The organism is Rubellimicrobium sp. CFH 75288, assembly GCF_009904055.1.
In the GTDB taxonomy this organism is placed as follows: Bacteria; Pseudomonadota; Alphaproteobacteria; order Rhodobacterales; family Rhodobacteraceae; genus Rubellimicrobium.
In genome coordinates, this window is record NZ_WYDP01000002.1 from 33,805 (window position 1) to 47,537 (window position 13,733).

Genomic DNA, 13,733 nt, shown 5'->3' on the forward strand with positions numbered 1-13,733 from the left:
TTCAGTTCTGGGCCAGCCGGGCGCCCGCATCGGGCGACCAGGCGGCCTGGGCCGCGCCGACCTGACCCAGCAGGGCCTCGGTCGAGGGGCCGATGATGTCGGTGACGAGGGCGGGATAGACCCCGAGCACGATCGTGGCGACGGCGAGGGGCGCGATCACCGCGCGTTCGCGCCAGGTCATGTCGCGGATCGTGCGCAGGCTGTCCCTCACGATCTCGCCCAGGACGACCCGGCGGTAGAGCCAGAGCGCGTAGGAGGCCGACAGGATCACGCCGGTGCAGGCGATGAGGGCGACCCAGGTGTTGACCTGGAAGGCACCGGCGAGCGTCAGGAACTCGCCCACGAAGCCCGACGTGCCGGGCAGGCCCACATTGGCCATGGTGAAGAGCAGAAACAGGGCGCCATAGGCGGGCATCCGGTTCATCAGGCCGCCATAGGCCGCGATCTCTCGCGTGTGGGTGCGGTCATAGACCACGCCGACCAGAAGAAAGAGCGCGCCCGAGATGAAGCCGTGGCTGAGCATCTGGAAGATGGCGCCGTCCACCCCCTGCTGGTTGGCGGCGAAGATGCCCATGGTCACGAAGCCCATATGGGCGACCGAGGAATAGGCGATGAGCTTCTTCATGTCGGTCTGCACGAGCGCCACGAGCGAGGTATAGACCACCGCGATGGCCGAGAGCCACAGGACCAGCGGGCCCATCACCTCGGAGCCCACGGGGAACATGGGCAGCGAGAAGCGCAGAAAGCCGTAGCCCCCCATCTTGAGCAGGATCGCGGCCAGCACCACCGATCCGGCCGTGGGCGCCTGGACGTGGGCATCCGGCAGCCAGGTATGGACGGGCCACATCGGCAGCTTGACCGCGAAGCTGAGGAAGAAGCCGAGGAACAGCAGCGTCTGCGCCCCGCCCAGCACCGTGATCCCGAGGATCCGGAGGGGCTCGGACGGGAATTCGTGGGCGAGCAGCGCCACGATGTCGGTCGTGCCGGCCGAGGCGTACATGGAGATCATCGCGACCAGCATGAACACCGAGCCGAGAAAGGTGTAGAGGAAGAACTTGAAGGCCGCGTAGATGCGGTCCTTGCCGCCCCAGATCCCGATGATGAGGAACATCGGGATCAGCCCCGCCTCGAAGAAGAGGTAGAAGAGCACGAGGTCGAGCGCGACGAAGACGCCGATCATCAGCGTCTCGAGCACGAGGAACGCGATCATGTATTCGCGCACGCGCGTGGTCACGTCCCAGGCCGAGGCGATGACCAGCGGCATCAGGAACGTGGTCAGCATCACGAACAGGACCGAGATGCCGTCCACGCCCACCTTGTAGGTCAGGCCGAGGAGCCAGGGGCGTTCCTCGACGAGCTGGAAGCCGGGATCGGCGGGGTCGAACCGCGCGAGGATCAGCAGCGAGGCGGCAAAGGTGATGAGCGTCGTCAGAAAGGCGATCCACCGGGCGTTGCGCTGGGAGGCGGCGTCGTCGCCGCGCAGCAGCAGGAGCGCCGCGGCCCCGAGGAGGGGCAGAAAGGTGACGAGCGACAGGAGCATCAGTTCGCCCCCCCGGTGAAGGTGATCCAGGTCAGCAGCAGCGCAAGCCCGATGACCATGGCGAAGGCGTAGTGGAACACGTAGCCCGACTGGATGCGGGCGGCCCAGCGCGTGGCGGTGGGCACGGCACCCATGGCGACGCCGTTGATCGTCCCGTCGATCACCGCGCCGTCGCCGCCGCGCCAGAAGAAGCGGCCGATCGCGCGGGCGGGCCGGACGAAGACCCAGTCGTAGATCTCGTCGAAATACCACTTGTTGAGCAGGAAGCGGTAGAGCGGCCAGTTGGTCTCGGCCAGGCGCGCGGGCATGTGGGGTGCGCGGATGTAGAGCAGCCAGGCGAGCCCCGTGCCGAGAAGCATCGCCAGGAAGGGCGAGAGCTTGACCCAGGCGGGGGCGTGGTGGGCCGCGTCGAGCACCGCCTCGGAGGCGGCGTTCATGGCGATGGCGCCGCCCAGCGGGGGCACGAGGGGGTTGGGGGCCGCCTCGCCCGCATGGGCGGTGGCATCCTCGGGCGCGGCGGGGGCGGGGGATTCGGCCAGCGCCGCGGCCTCGGCCGGGTCGGCGTCGGGGGGGGCGAGACCCTCGAGGCCGGTCTCGGTGCCGCCGCCGGCGCGCGCCTCGGCGCCGGCCTCGTGGTGGACCTCGGGCATGCCGAAGAAGGCGGCCATCTGCTCGTGCTTGCCGAAGAAGCTGTTGTGCCAGACCATGCCGGAGAAGACCGCGCCCAGCGCCAGCACCGCGAGGGGAGCGAGCATGACGGGCGGGCTCTCGTGCGGGGTGTGGTGCCCGTGGGCGTGGTGGCCGTGAGCGGGGGCGGCGTGGTGCGGCTCGGCCCGGCCGCCTTCGTGGGCGGGGGCGCGGGCGGTGGCCACCTCCTCGGCGCGGGTGTCGGGGGCGTGGGCCCAGCGCGGGGCGCCGAAGAAGGTGAGGAACATGAGCCGCCAGGAGTAGAAGGCGGTCATGGCGGCGGCGACGACGAGCGCCCAGAAGGCGGGCGCATGGCCCGAGGCCCAGGCCGATTCCACCACCGCGTCCTTGGACAGGAATCCCGCGAAGCCGATATAGGTGAGCGGGATGCCGACGCCGGTGATGGCGAGCGTGCCGATCAGCATGGCCCAGAACGTGTAAGGAATGTGCCGCCGCAGGCCGCCGTAATGGCGCATGTCCTGCTCGTGGTGCATGGCGTGGATGACCGAGCCCGCGCCGAGAAACAGCATCGCCTTGAAGAAGGCATGGGTGAAGAGGTGGAACATCGCGGCGCCATAGACGCCCGCGCCCGCGGCCACGAACATGAAGCCGAGCTGGGAGCAGGTGGAATAGGCGATCACGCGCTTGATGTCGTTCTGCACGAGGCCCACGGTCGCGGCGAAGAAGGCCGTGGCCGCGCCGATATAGATGACGAAGGTCTTGGCGTGGGGCGCCACCTCCATCAGCGGAGACATGCGGCAGACCAGGAACACGCCGGCGGTCACCATGGTGGCGGCGTGGATGAGGGCGGAGACGGGCGTGGGCCCCTCCATCGCGTCGGGCAGCCAGGTGTGCAGGAAGAGCTGGGCCGACTTGCCCATGGCGCCGAGGAACAGGAGCACGGCGACCAGTTCGGCCGCGTTGAACGTGCCCCAGGCAAAGGCGATCTCGGTCGCGGCGAGCGTGCCGACCTGGGCGAAGATGTCGTCGAGGCGGATCGAGTCGGTCAGGTAGTAGAGCGCGAAGATGCCGAGCAGGAAGGCGAAGTCGCCCACGCGGTTCACGACAAAGGCCTTGATCTGGGCCGCGTTGGCCGAGGGCTTGCGGAAGTAGAAGCCGATCAGGAGGTAGCTCGCGAGGCCCACCCCTTCCCAGCCGAAGAAGAGCTGGAGGAGGTTGTCGGCCGTTACCAGGGACAGCATCGCGAAGGTGAAGAAGGACAGATAGGCGAAGAAGCGGGGGCGATACACCTCGCCGGGACGGAAGTTGTCGTCATGGGCCATGTAGCCCACCGAGTAGAGGTGCACGAGCGCCGAGACCGAGGTGATGACCACGAGCATGATCGCGGTCAGCCGGTCGAGACGGATGGACCAGTCCGCAACCAGCGTGCCCGATTCGATCCAGCGCAGCAGCGTCACCTGCGCAGGCTGGGAGGCGTCGAGCGTGAAGAACACGATCCAGGAGAGCACGGCGCAGAGGAACAGGATGCCGGTGGCCGTCCAGATCGCCGCCTGTTCGCCGAGGAGCCGCCAGCCGAAGCCGCAGACGATCGCGCCGAGCAGCGGCGCGAGGAGGATGATGGTCGTCACGGGATCAGCCCCTCATCACGTTGACGTCCTCGACGTCGATGGTGCCGCGGTTGCGGAAGAAGCAGACGAGGATGGCAAGGCCGATCGCCGCCTCGGCCGCCGCCACGGTGAGCACCAGCAGCGTGAAGACCTGGCCCACGAGGTCGCCCGTGAAGGACGAGAAGGCCACGAGGTTGATGTTGACCGCCAGCAGGATCAGCTCGAGCGACATCAGCAGGATGATGATGTTCTTGCGGTTGAGGAAGAGGCCGAAGATGCCGATCACGAACAGCGCGGCGGCGACCGTCAGGTAATGCTCGAGCCCGATCACCGGCGCGCCCCCTCGATGGGGGAGGCGAGCCCCTCGCCCGGCCGCGGATTGGTGAGCGCGAGCGTCTTGGCCGGGTCGCGGAACATCTGGGCGAGCGCGTCCTGGCGCTTGACGTCGGCGCGGTGGCGCAGGGTGAGGACGATCGCCCCGATCATGGCCACGAGCAGGATCACGCCCGCGAGCTGGAACAGGAGGAAGTAGCGGTCATAGAGGATGAGGCCGATGGCGCGCGTGTTCTCGGCCACGCCCATCGGGGCGGCGATGCGCCCGTCGGCGCCGGCGTCGCGCTCCCATACGCCGAAGGCGATGGCGAGCTGCATGAGCACGATGAGCCCGATCAGCAGCGCGAGCGGCAGATAGCGCGCCATCTCGGCCTTGAGGGCGGCGAAATCCACGTCGAGCATCATCACGACGAACAGGAACAGCACCGCGACCGCGCCCACATAGACGATCACGAGCAGCATGGCCACGAACTCGGCCCCGAGCAGCACGAACAGCCCGGCCGAGGACAGGAAGGCGAGGATCAGCCACAGCACCGAATGGACGGGGTTGCGGCTGACCACCGTCATGAGACCGCCCGCGAGGGTGGTGACGGCGAAGAGGTAGAAGGCGAAGGCGGCAGGCGTCATGGGCGGGTCCGGGATTCGGCGAGGCGCAGGGAGCGACTCGGGCGGGGATGTGTCACGGACGAGGCTCTCACGGAAGGGTTAATGAGCGGTGAAGCCACCGCGCGGTGCTGTAACGGTTCCTTAACCGTCCTGTGCCTGCCTGCCTGCGAATCGCCCCGGCCGCTCATGCCCGGTCCTCCGCCATCGCCTCGGCGGCCAGCTCCATCGCCCGCGTCATGGCCGGCACGCCGCCGAACAGCCCCGACAGGGCGATCGTCTCCGCCACCTCCTGCCGGGTCGCGCCGGCCTCGCGCGCATGCCGGACGGTCAGGCGGATCTGCGGCTCGGCCTGGGCGCCCTGGACGGTAAGGCCGGCGAGCGTCAGCAGCAGGCGCGTCTTGGCGTCGAGCCCGTCGGGGTTGAAGGTGCGCCCGATGAACATCTCCATGACGTTGCGCGGCATGGTGGGCCAGAGCGCCTCGAAGCCCCGGGGCGTGAAGTGCTCGAGCGCGGGGTTCATCGCCCGCGCCCAGTCCTGGCCCATCTTCATCATGGCCGCGAAGGGGTTCTCGGGCGGTGTGGGGCTGTCCGTCATCAGCGGTAGGGCGCGTCGATCTCGAGGTTGCGGGCGATCACCGCCTCCCAGCGCTCGCCGTTGTCGAGAAGCTTCTGCTTGTCGTACATCAGCTCCTCGCGGGTCTCGGTGGCGAATTCGAGGTTGGGCCCCTCGACGATGGCATCCACGGGGCACGCCTCCTGGCAGAGGCCGCAATAGATACACTTGGTCATGTCGATGTCGTAGCGCGTCGTCCGGCGCGAGCCGTCCTCGCGCGGTTCGGCGTCGATGACGATGGCCTGGGCCGGGCAGATCGCCTCGCAGAGCTTGCAGGCGATGCAGCGCTCCTCGCCCGAGGGGTAGCGGCGCAGCGCATGCTCGCCGCGGAAGCGCGGCGACTGGGGCGCGCGCTCGTAGGGATAGTTGATCGTGGCCTTGGGCTTGAAGAAATACTTGAGCCCGAGGCCCATGCCCTTGAAGAAGTCGGCCAGCAGCCAGTACTTCGCCGCCCGGCCGAGGTCGAACTGCGTGCTCATGCCTCGTCTCCGGTGTGGTGGGATCGCGTCATCAGGCCCCCCAGGTCCAGCGCGCCCAAGCCCCGCCCAGCACCTCGAAGCGGGCCAGGAAGGCCACGATCACGACCCAGGCGAGCGACAGGGGGAGAAACACCTTCCAGCCCAGCCGCATGAGCTGGTCGTAGCGGTAGCGGGGGGTGATCGCCTTGACCATGGCGAACACGAAGAACAGCAGCAGGATCTTGAGCAGGAGCCAGAAGAAGCCGTGCGGCAGGCCCGGCACCGGCGACAGCCAGCCGCCGAAGAACAGCAGCGCCGTCAGCGTGCACATGAGCACGATCGCCATGTACTCGCCCACCATGAACAGCAGGAACGGCGTGGAGGAATACTCGACCTGGTAGCCGGCCACGAGCTCGGACTCGGCCTCGGGCAGGTCGAAGGGGGGGCGGTTGGTCTCGGCCAGGGCCGAGATGAAGAACAGCGGCACCATCGGCAGGTGCACGAGCCAGTACCAGCCGAACAGGCCGAGGCCCGTGTCCTGGGCGCGCACGATGGCGCCGAAATTGAGCGAGCCCGAGGAGATGATGACGCCGATGATGATGAGGCCGAGCGAGACCTCGTAGGAGATCATCTGGGCGGCCGAGCGCAGCGAGCCGAGGAACGGATACTTGGAGTTCGACGCCCAGCCGCCCATGATGATGCCGTAGACCCCGAGGGAGGAGATCGCGAGCACGTAGAGGACGGCCACGTTGATGTCGGCCAGCACCCAGCCGTCGTCGAAGGGGATCACCGCCCAGGCGACCGCGGCCACGACGAAGGAGATCAGGGGGGCCAGGAAGAAGACCGGCTTGTCCGCGCCGGCGGGGACCACGACCTCCTTGACGACATATTTGAGGAAGTCGGCGAAGCTCTGGAGCAGGCCGAAGGGGCCCACCACGTTGGGGCCGCGGCGCAGCTGGACGGCCGCCCACACCTTGCGGTCGGCATAGAGCAGGAAGGCCAGGGCGACGAGGAGCGGAACCAGGATCAGCAGGCACTGGAGCAGGATCACGAGGACGATCCCCAGCGGGTGATCCGTGAAGAAGGCAGGCATCCGTTCCCCCTAGACACTCGGAACGCCGCTCTGGCCGCATTCGGCGGCCACAACCTCGGCGTCGATCGTCCGCAATCCCGGCGGCAGCGCGGGCGAGACCGTGTAAACAGCATCCGCGCGCCAGATTCCAGCCGATTCCTCGGTAAGGGTGCGCACGTGACGGGCAAAGCCGTAGCCCCGGATCAGGGCATAGCGCGCCGCCGCGCAGCGCGCGTAGCGGTCGAGATCGGCCACGCCCCGCGCGCCGCGCATCGCGACGCGGAAGCGCACCAGATCGTCGTCGAGCAGCGCCGTCTCCACCCCCAGATATTCCGGGCGCGCAGGTCCCGCCGGCGCCGCCGCGTCGCCGTCCGGCGGCGCACCGGGCAACGCCCCGCAGGCCGTCAGGGCCGCGAGCGACAGGACGGCGGCCAAGCGCCTCACTCCGCGGCCATCCTCGGGCGGCGTCGCGCCGCCTCGGCGGCGGAGAGTTCCGCCATCAGGGGACTGGCCCGCAGGATCGGGTTCGTGAGGTAGAAGTCGCGCACGGGCGAGCGGAAGGCCCCCTCGCCCATCGGACGCGGGGCGCGCCGCGGCAGGCGGTTCTGCGGAACGGCGTCGATCTCGGCCAGATGGGGATGGGCCGCGACCATGGCGCGGCGCAGTTCGGGCAGGCTGTCCCAGGGCTGGGCGGCGCCGAGCCGCGCCGACAGCGCGCGCAGGATCGCCCAGTTCTCCTTGGCCTCGCCGGGGGGAAAGCCCGCGCGCAGCGCCATCTGGGGCCGGCCCTCGGTGTTGACGAAGATCCCCGCCTCCTCGGTCCAGGCGGCCGAGGGCAGGATCAGGTCGGCGCGATGGGCGCCACGGTCGCCATGGCTGCCCTGGTAGATGACGAAGGGGCCGGGCGGGATGTCCGTCTCGTCCACGCCGAGCGCATAGATGCAGGCGGCGCCCCGCAGCGCGGCGGCCATCCCGCCCTCGGTCCAGCAGCCCACATCCATCGCGCCCACGCGGCCGGCGGCCGTGTGCAGGATGAGGAGCCCCGCCTCCATCCGCTCGGCCAGGGCGAGGACGTTGGCCAGGACCGCCTCGCCGTCGGGGCCCGTGAGCGCCCCCTGCCCCAGGATCACGAGCGCGGGCGCCCCGGCGGGGGCGGCCTCCCCGACCATCGCGGCGAGGGCGGCGCGGCCCTCGCCCCGGTGGGTGTAGTCGTAGGTGAGGTCGGCCCCCTCGCCCACCAGCTCGATCTCGGCGCCGCGCAGCCAGGCGCCGCGGATGCGCGCATTGAGCACGGGCGCCTCGAGCCGGGGATTGGTGCCCACGAGGACGATGCGGCGCGCGGCCGAGATGTCCTCGATCCGGGCGTTGCCGGCATAGCCGCCGCGCGGATCGGGGAGGAGGGCGGCGCCGTCCGTGCGGCATTCCACCCGCCCGCCGAGGCGCCCCGCCACCAGGTCGCGCAGCGCGAAGGCGGATTCGGTCGAGGCGAGGTCGCCCACCAGCCCCGCGACGGGCCCGTTCCGCAGCGCGCGGGCCGCCACCTCGAGCGCCTCGTCCCAGCGGGCGGGGCGCAGGCGTCCGTTCTCGCGCAGGTAGGGCCGGTCGAGGCGCTGGCGGCGCAGGCCGTCCCAGGCGAAGCGGGTCGTGTCGGAGATCCACTCCTCGTTGATGCCGTCGTGGTTGAGGGGCAGGATGCGCATGACCTCGCGCCCCTTGGTGTCCACGCGGATGTTGGAGCCGAGCGCGTCCATCACGTCCACGCTGTCGGTCTTGGTCAGCTCCCACGGGCGGGCCTTGAAGGCGTAGGGCTTGGAGACCAGCGCGCCCACGGGGCAGAGGTCGATGATGTTGCCCTGGAGGTTGGAGGCCAGCGTCTGGTTGAGATAGGAGGTGATCTCCGCATCCTCGCCCCGGCCGGTCTGGCCCATCTGGGTGATGCCCGCCACCTCGGTGGTGAAGCGCACGCAGCGCGTGCAGGAGATGCAGCGCGTCATGTGCGTCTCGACCAGGGGGCCGAGGTCGAGATCCTCGGCCGCGCGCTTGGGCTCGCGGTAGCGCGAGAAGTCCATGCCGTAGGCCACGGCCTGGTCCTGAAGGTCGCATTCGCCGCCCTGGTCGCAGATCGGGCAGTCGAGCGGGTGGTTGATGAGCAGGAATTCCATGACGCCCGCGCGCGCCTTGCGCACCATGGGCGAGTTCGTCAGCACCACGGGAGGCTGCCCCTCGGGACCGGGGCGGAGGTCCTTGACCTGCATGGCGCAGGAGGCGGTAGGCTTGGGAGGCCCGCCCTTCACCTCGACGAGGCACATGCGGCAATTGCCGGCGATCGACAGCCGCTCGTGATAGCAGAAGCGGGGAATCTCGATCCCGGCGAGATCGCAGGCCTGAAGGATCGTCAGGGCGCCGGGCACCTCGTAGACCTGCCCGTCGATGGAGATGGGCTTGAGATCGCTCGTCGGCTGCTCGGCCATGCGCGGTGGTCCCCTGCTCGCGGGAGGGGGCCGGCGTTCCGGCCCCGGTCGCGCGTCTCTCTAGCGCGGGGCACGCGCCGGCGCCAGACGTCGAAGCGTCGCGGGACGGCCTCAGGCGGGAGCGAGAAGGCCGCCGATCCGGCTGCCCTTTTCCATCTCGGCACGGCCCACGGCGCAATAGGTCTCGGCCTGGCCCTCGACCGCCCCCATGGCGCGCAGGCGGGCGCGGGCGATCCCCTCGAGGCGGGCCTTTTCCTCGCGGTTGCGGATATAGGCCTGGATCTCCTCGTTGGAAAAGCCGAGGCGGCGGGCGTGCCCCTCGAGCGACCACAGAAAGGCAAGGCCCTGGAGGCGGCGCCCCTCGAGCGAGTCGCAGACCCGGCCGATCTCGTAGGCGATGGCGGTGTCGATGAGCCCTTCGGTGATGTACTCGACCTGTCCGATGGCGGGCACCTCGGCGGCGGCGGAGACGGGCGCGGCCAGCGTGGCGAACAGGCCGACGGCGGAAAGACGGAAAGCCTGGGCGGGGGTCATGGATCGCTCCTGTCCGGGTGGAAGGCCGGTGCGGGATTCGCTGCGCCCCGGTGCCGGCCAAGGCGCCTCCCCATATGGCCGCTCCGCGCCGCTAGGCCATATCAAGCCTTCGTGGGGCGGCGACAGGCTGCCCGGAAGCCGCCCCGGCGGTCTGGAACCGCGGCGCCGCGGCGCCGTTCGTCCGGTGACAACGACCCCGGAGCCTGCCATGACCCTGACCCGACCCGTTCTGGTCCTGACCGCGCTGGCGCTGGCCGGCCTCGCCTATGCCTGGCGGGCGCGGCCGGGCGAGATCGGCGCGACGCCGTCGCCGCACCATCCGATCCGCGACGCGGGCCGCGACCAGATGCGGCTCAAGCCCCTGGAATGGGACCGCCACGACGAGGCGCTGGACGAGACCTTTCCGGCCTCGGACCCTGCCACGCGCTACTGAGGGGGCGGCCTATTCGGCCGCCACCGGCACGGCCGCCGCGGGGCGGACGAGGCGGCCGCGGATGCGGTCCTCGATCTCGTCGCGGAAGTTGCGGATCAGGCCCTGGATCGGCCAGGCGGCCGCATCGCCCAGCGCGCAGATCGTGTGCCCCTCGACCTGCTTGGTCACGTCGAGGAGCATGTCGATCTCCTCCACACGCGCCTGGCCGGTCACGAGGCGCTCCATCACGCGCATCATCCAGCCCGTCCCCTCGCGGCAGGGGGTGCACTGGCCGCAGCTCTCGTGCTTGTAGAACTTGGACAGCCGCCAGATCGCCTTGATGATGTCGGTGCTCTGGTCCATCACGATCACGGCCGCGGTGCCGAGGCCGGATTTCTGCTCGCGCAGCCAGTCGAAATCCATGATCGCATCCTCCATCGCCTCGGCGCGCAGGCAGGGGACGGAGGAGCCGCCGGGGATCACGGCCTTGAGGTTCTTCCAGCCGCCGCGGATGCCGCCGCAATGGGTCTCGACGAGCTCGCGGAAGGGGATCGACATGGCCTCCTCGACGACGCAGGGGCGCTCGACATGGCCGGAGATGGCGAAGATCTTGGTGCCCGTGTTGTTGGGCCGGCCGAAGCCCGCGAACCACGCGGCCCCGCGCCGCAGGATCGTCGGCGCCACGGCGATCGATTCGACATTGTTGACGGTGGTGGGGCAACCCCAGAGGCCCGCGCCGGCCGGAAAGGGCGGCTTCATGCGGGGCATGCCCTTCTTGCCCTCGAGCGATTCGAGAAGGGCCGTCTCCTCGCCGCAGATATAGGCGCCAGCGCCGTGATGGAGGTAGAGGTCGAAGTCCCAGCCCGAGCCGCAGGCGTTCGGGCCGATCAGCCCGGCCTCGTAGGCTTCGTCGATGGCGGTCTGGAGGGCCTCGCGTTCGCGGATGTATTCGCCGCGGATGTAGATGTAGGCGGCATGCGCACCCATGGCGAAGGAGGCGACGAGGCAGCCCTCGACCAGCGTGTGCGGGTCGTGGCGCATGATCTCGCGGTCCTTGCAGGTGCCGGGCTCGCTCTCGTCGGCGTTGACCACGAGATAGGAGGGGCGGCCGTCGCTCTCCTTGGGCATGAAGGACCACTTGAGCCCGGTCGGGAAGCCCGCGCCGCCGCGGCCCCGCAGGCCCGAGGCCTTGATCTCGGACACGATCCAGTCGCGTCCCCTGGCCAGCAGGTCGGCCGTGCCGTCCCAGTGGCCGCGGGCACGGGCACCGGCGAGGGAGCGGTCGTGCATCCCGTAGAGGTTGGTGAAGATGCGGTCCTTGTCCTCGAGCATCGGTCAGCCCCGTTGGTTGCGGCGCAGGCGCCAGGCCCGTCCTGTCAGATAGAGCGAAAAGGCAAAGCCCGCGAGCGCCGCGAGGTCGCAGAGCGCGCGCCACCGGAGCGGCCAGTCCCAGAGGTTGCCCGCCCAGGTGGCGGCGATCCAGAAGAGGCCCGTTCCGGCCAGCGCGAGGGCGGCGGTGCGGCCGGCGCGCGCCTGGCGCCGGTCGGCCTCGGTCGGGGGGCGGTGCGGGGGCGCAGGCGGCGGGACGGATCGCGGGGCGTTCCGCCGCGGGCGCACGGCCATGGGTGTGGGACGGGGCCGCTCTCCCCCTCCGTGACGGGAGGCTCCGCGCGACGGGGCCATGTCAGGCCGGCCGGCCGGTCAGGCGGCGCGCCTGGCCGACCCAGTCCGACCGGACGATCAGCCCGCGGGCGGAGCCCAGACGCGACTCGACCCAGGCGATCTCGCCCGCGCCCCAGGCGGCGATCTGGTCGAGATGCCAGATGCCCAGTTCGTTCAGGGCCCGGGCGAGCGTCTCGTCCAGCCCGGCGATCCGGGTCAGGTCGTCCCCCCGCCCGAGGTGGGGCTCCAGCAGCAGCGGGGGCGGCTGCTCGGGCGCGAGCGGCTGGGCGGCCGGGGCGGGCTGGGTCGGGCCGGCCGCCTTGCCGCGCGGCACGACGCCGGTGGCCGGCCCCTCGGGCGTGGGAGCGGAACTGTCCAGCCCCTCGTCCGGGTTGGAGGGACCGGGAGGCTTGGCCGCAGAGGCGGCGGGGGCCTGCTGGACCATGATGCCCGATTCGTCGGCCGGGTGCCCGGCGGCGGGACGCGGCTCGGCGGCCTCGTCGGGCGGAACGGGAGCGGGAGCGGGCGGCGGGCGCAGCCAGGGGGTGCGCAGCGGCACCTCGGTCCCGTCGATGCGCTTGACCGTGTCGCCGATCGCGAGCGCGAGGGCGACGGAGGCGTTGTGGGGCTGGCGCCCCGCATCGTTCCAGCGGGTGAGCGTGGTCGGCCCCCCCGCCGGCTCGGAGGCGAAGCGGCCGGTCTGCGGGCCGGGGACGGGCACCTCTCTGGCCAGGAGCGCGTCGAGGATGCGCCCCAGACTCTCGGGGGAGAGATCCTCGTAGTAGTCCTTGCCGATCTGGGCCATGGGCGCATTGGCGCAGGCGCCGAGGCATTCCACCTCTTCCCAGGACAGGGCGCCGTCGGCGGAGAGCTGGTGCGGCTCGGGCGCGATGCGCGCCTGGCAGAGGGCGACCAGATCCTCTGCGCCGCGCAGCATGCAGGGGGTGGTCCCGCAGATCTGGATGTGGGCCACGCGCCCCACGGGGGCGAGCTGGAACATGAAGTAGAAGGTCGCCACCTCGAGCGCGCGGATATAGGGCATGCCCAGCATGTCGGCGACATGCTCGATGGCGGGCTTGGAGAGCCATCCCTCCTGCTCCTGGGCCCGCCAGAGAAGCGGGATGATCGCGCTCGCCTGCCGGCCCTCGGGATATTTCTTCATCTGCGCCTCGGCCCAGGCGCGGTTGGCGGGCGTGAAGGCGAAGCTGTCGGGCTGGTCGTGGTGGAGGCGGCGGAGCATCGGGCACCCGTGGCTGGGGTCGGCGGGGGCGGCCGGACCGCGGGGGACGGCCGGGACCGCCCCCCTCAAGCACGAATGGCGGCGGAGGAAAAGGGCCCCCTTCCCCTCCTTCAGATGCAGGAGGCCGACAGGATGCGGATGGAATCCCCGCCCGCCGCCTCGACCTGGCCGCGGGCCTGGAGCGCGGCGGTGAGGCCCGGCAGGTCCGCCTGCGTCAGGTTGGCGCGCAGCAGCACCGCGCCCAGATTGTCGCGGGTGAGCACGCAGCCCTCCTGCTCGATGGCGGCGACGAGGCGCTGCTCGGGCGGCAGGTCCACGGGCGTGGGGGTGGCCGCTGGGCGCGCGGCCTCGCTCACGGCGCCGCAGGCGGACAGCCCGATCAGGAGGCAAAGCGGAATGGCGGTTCTGGCGGCGGTCATGCGGCGGCTCCCTGTTTCGTGGTGTCGTCACGGATCGCGCGGCCGACCGGGGGCCGGCAGCGCCTCCGTTCTAGGGCGGGGGGCCGGCAGAAAAAAGGCTTTGCGGCCCCTCCCTCCG

General features: G+C 70.7%; 15 protein-coding genes. 1 reads left to right on the forward strand and 14 read right to left on the reverse strand.

All coding sequences use genetic code 11. The features are described 5' to 3' along the window. Window position 1: 1 nt before the first annotated feature. The 10 genes from GT358_RS03065 to GT358_RS03110 form a co-directional block, all read right to left on the reverse strand. Window positions 2–1,540, reverse strand: a complete 1,539-nt coding sequence (locus GT358_RS03065; RefSeq protein WP_208103307.1) for an NADH-quinone oxidoreductase subunit M — start codon at window positions 1,538–1,540, stop codon at window positions 2–4. Beyond that, entirely contained in the window at window positions 1,540–3,816 is a 2,277-nt protein-coding gene (gene nuoL / locus GT358_RS03070; RefSeq protein WP_166581120.1) for an NADH-quinone oxidoreductase subunit L, read from the reverse strand. The genes GT358_RS03065 and nuoL overlap by 1 nt, the downstream gene beginning before the upstream one ends. A 4-nt stretch (window positions 3,817–3,820) precedes the next feature. Next, window positions 3,821–4,126 (reverse strand): NADH-quinone oxidoreductase subunit NuoK, encoded by a 306-nt coding sequence (gene nuoK, locus GT358_RS03075; protein WP_166581121.1) that lies wholly within the window; start codon window positions 4,124–4,126, stop codon window positions 3,821–3,823. After that, window positions 4,123–4,755: an NADH-quinone oxidoreductase subunit J gene (locus GT358_RS03080; RefSeq protein WP_166581122.1), complete on the reverse strand. Its 633-nt coding sequence runs from the start codon at window positions 4,753–4,755 to the stop codon at window positions 4,123–4,125. The genes nuoK and GT358_RS03080 overlap by 4 nt, the downstream gene beginning before the upstream one ends. A gap of 163 nt (window positions 4,756–4,918) precedes the next feature. After that, complete coding sequence (locus GT358_RS03085; protein ID WP_166581123.1) at window positions 4,919–5,329, reverse strand: carboxymuconolactone decarboxylase family protein; 411 nt, start codon at window positions 5,327–5,329, stop codon at window positions 4,919–4,921. Continuing rightward, complete coding sequence (gene nuoI, locus GT358_RS03090; RefSeq protein WP_166581124.1) at window positions 5,329–5,826, reverse strand: NADH-quinone oxidoreductase subunit NuoI; 498 nt, start codon at window positions 5,824–5,826, stop codon at window positions 5,329–5,331. Before nuoI ends, GT358_RS03085 begins: the two co-directional genes overlap by 1 nt. Window positions 5,827–5,857: 31 nt before the next feature. After that, window positions 5,858–6,898, reverse strand: a complete 1,041-nt coding sequence (gene nuoH / locus GT358_RS03095) for an NADH-quinone oxidoreductase subunit NuoH (RefSeq protein WP_166581125.1) — start codon at window positions 6,896–6,898, stop codon at window positions 5,858–5,860. A gap of 9 nt (window positions 6,899–6,907) precedes the next feature. Next, window positions 6,908–7,321 (reverse strand): hypothetical protein, encoded by a 414-nt coding sequence (locus GT358_RS03100; RefSeq protein WP_166581126.1) that lies wholly within the window; start codon window positions 7,319–7,321, stop codon window positions 6,908–6,910. Next, window positions 7,318–9,348 (reverse strand): NADH-quinone oxidoreductase subunit NuoG, encoded by a 2,031-nt coding sequence (nuoG, locus tag GT358_RS03105; RefSeq protein WP_166581127.1) that lies wholly within the window; start codon window positions 9,346–9,348, stop codon window positions 7,318–7,320. The genes GT358_RS03100 and nuoG overlap by 4 nt, the downstream gene beginning before the upstream one ends. Window positions 9,349–9,459: 111 nt before the next feature. After that, a complete protein-coding gene (locus tag GT358_RS03110; protein WP_166581128.1) occupies window positions 9,460–9,882 on the reverse strand; it encodes a DUF5333 domain-containing protein in 423 nt (140 codons plus the stop codon). A gap of 208 nt (window positions 9,883–10,090) precedes the next feature. Between GT358_RS03110 and GT358_RS03115 the strand changes: the two genes are divergently transcribed. Further along, complete coding sequence (locus tag GT358_RS03115) at window positions 10,091–10,315, forward strand: hypothetical protein (protein WP_166581129.1); 225 nt, start codon at window positions 10,091–10,093, stop codon at window positions 10,313–10,315. Between the two features lie 9 nt (window positions 10,316–10,324). Here GT358_RS03115 and nuoF read toward each other — a convergent pair whose 3' ends face one another. The 4 genes from nuoF to GT358_RS03135 all read right to left on the reverse strand — a co-directional run bounded on the left by nuoF (window position 10,325) and on the right by GT358_RS03135 (window position 13,615). Beyond that, window positions 10,325–11,626 carry an NADH-quinone oxidoreductase subunit NuoF gene (gene nuoF, locus GT358_RS03120; protein WP_166581130.1) on the reverse strand — a complete coding sequence of 434 codons (1,302 nt, stop codon included), beginning with the start codon at window positions 11,624–11,626 and terminating at the stop codon, window positions 10,325–10,327. Window positions 11,627–11,629: 3 nt separating this feature from the next. Continuing rightward, window positions 11,630–11,917, reverse strand: coding sequence for a DUF5337 domain-containing protein (locus GT358_RS03125; RefSeq protein ID WP_166581131.1), 288 nt, complete (start codon window positions 11,915–11,917; stop codon window positions 11,630–11,632). Window positions 11,918–11,978: 61 nt separating this feature from the next. Beyond that, a complete protein-coding gene (nuoE, locus tag GT358_RS03130) occupies window positions 11,979–13,196 on the reverse strand; it encodes an NADH-quinone oxidoreductase subunit NuoE (protein WP_166581132.1) in 1,218 nt (405 codons plus the stop codon). 110 nt (window positions 13,197–13,306) lie between these two features. After that, window positions 13,307–13,615, reverse strand: coding sequence for a hypothetical protein (locus GT358_RS03135; RefSeq protein ID WP_166581133.1), 309 nt, complete (start codon window positions 13,613–13,615; stop codon window positions 13,307–13,309). Between the last annotated feature and the right edge of the window lie 118 nt (window positions 13,616–13,733).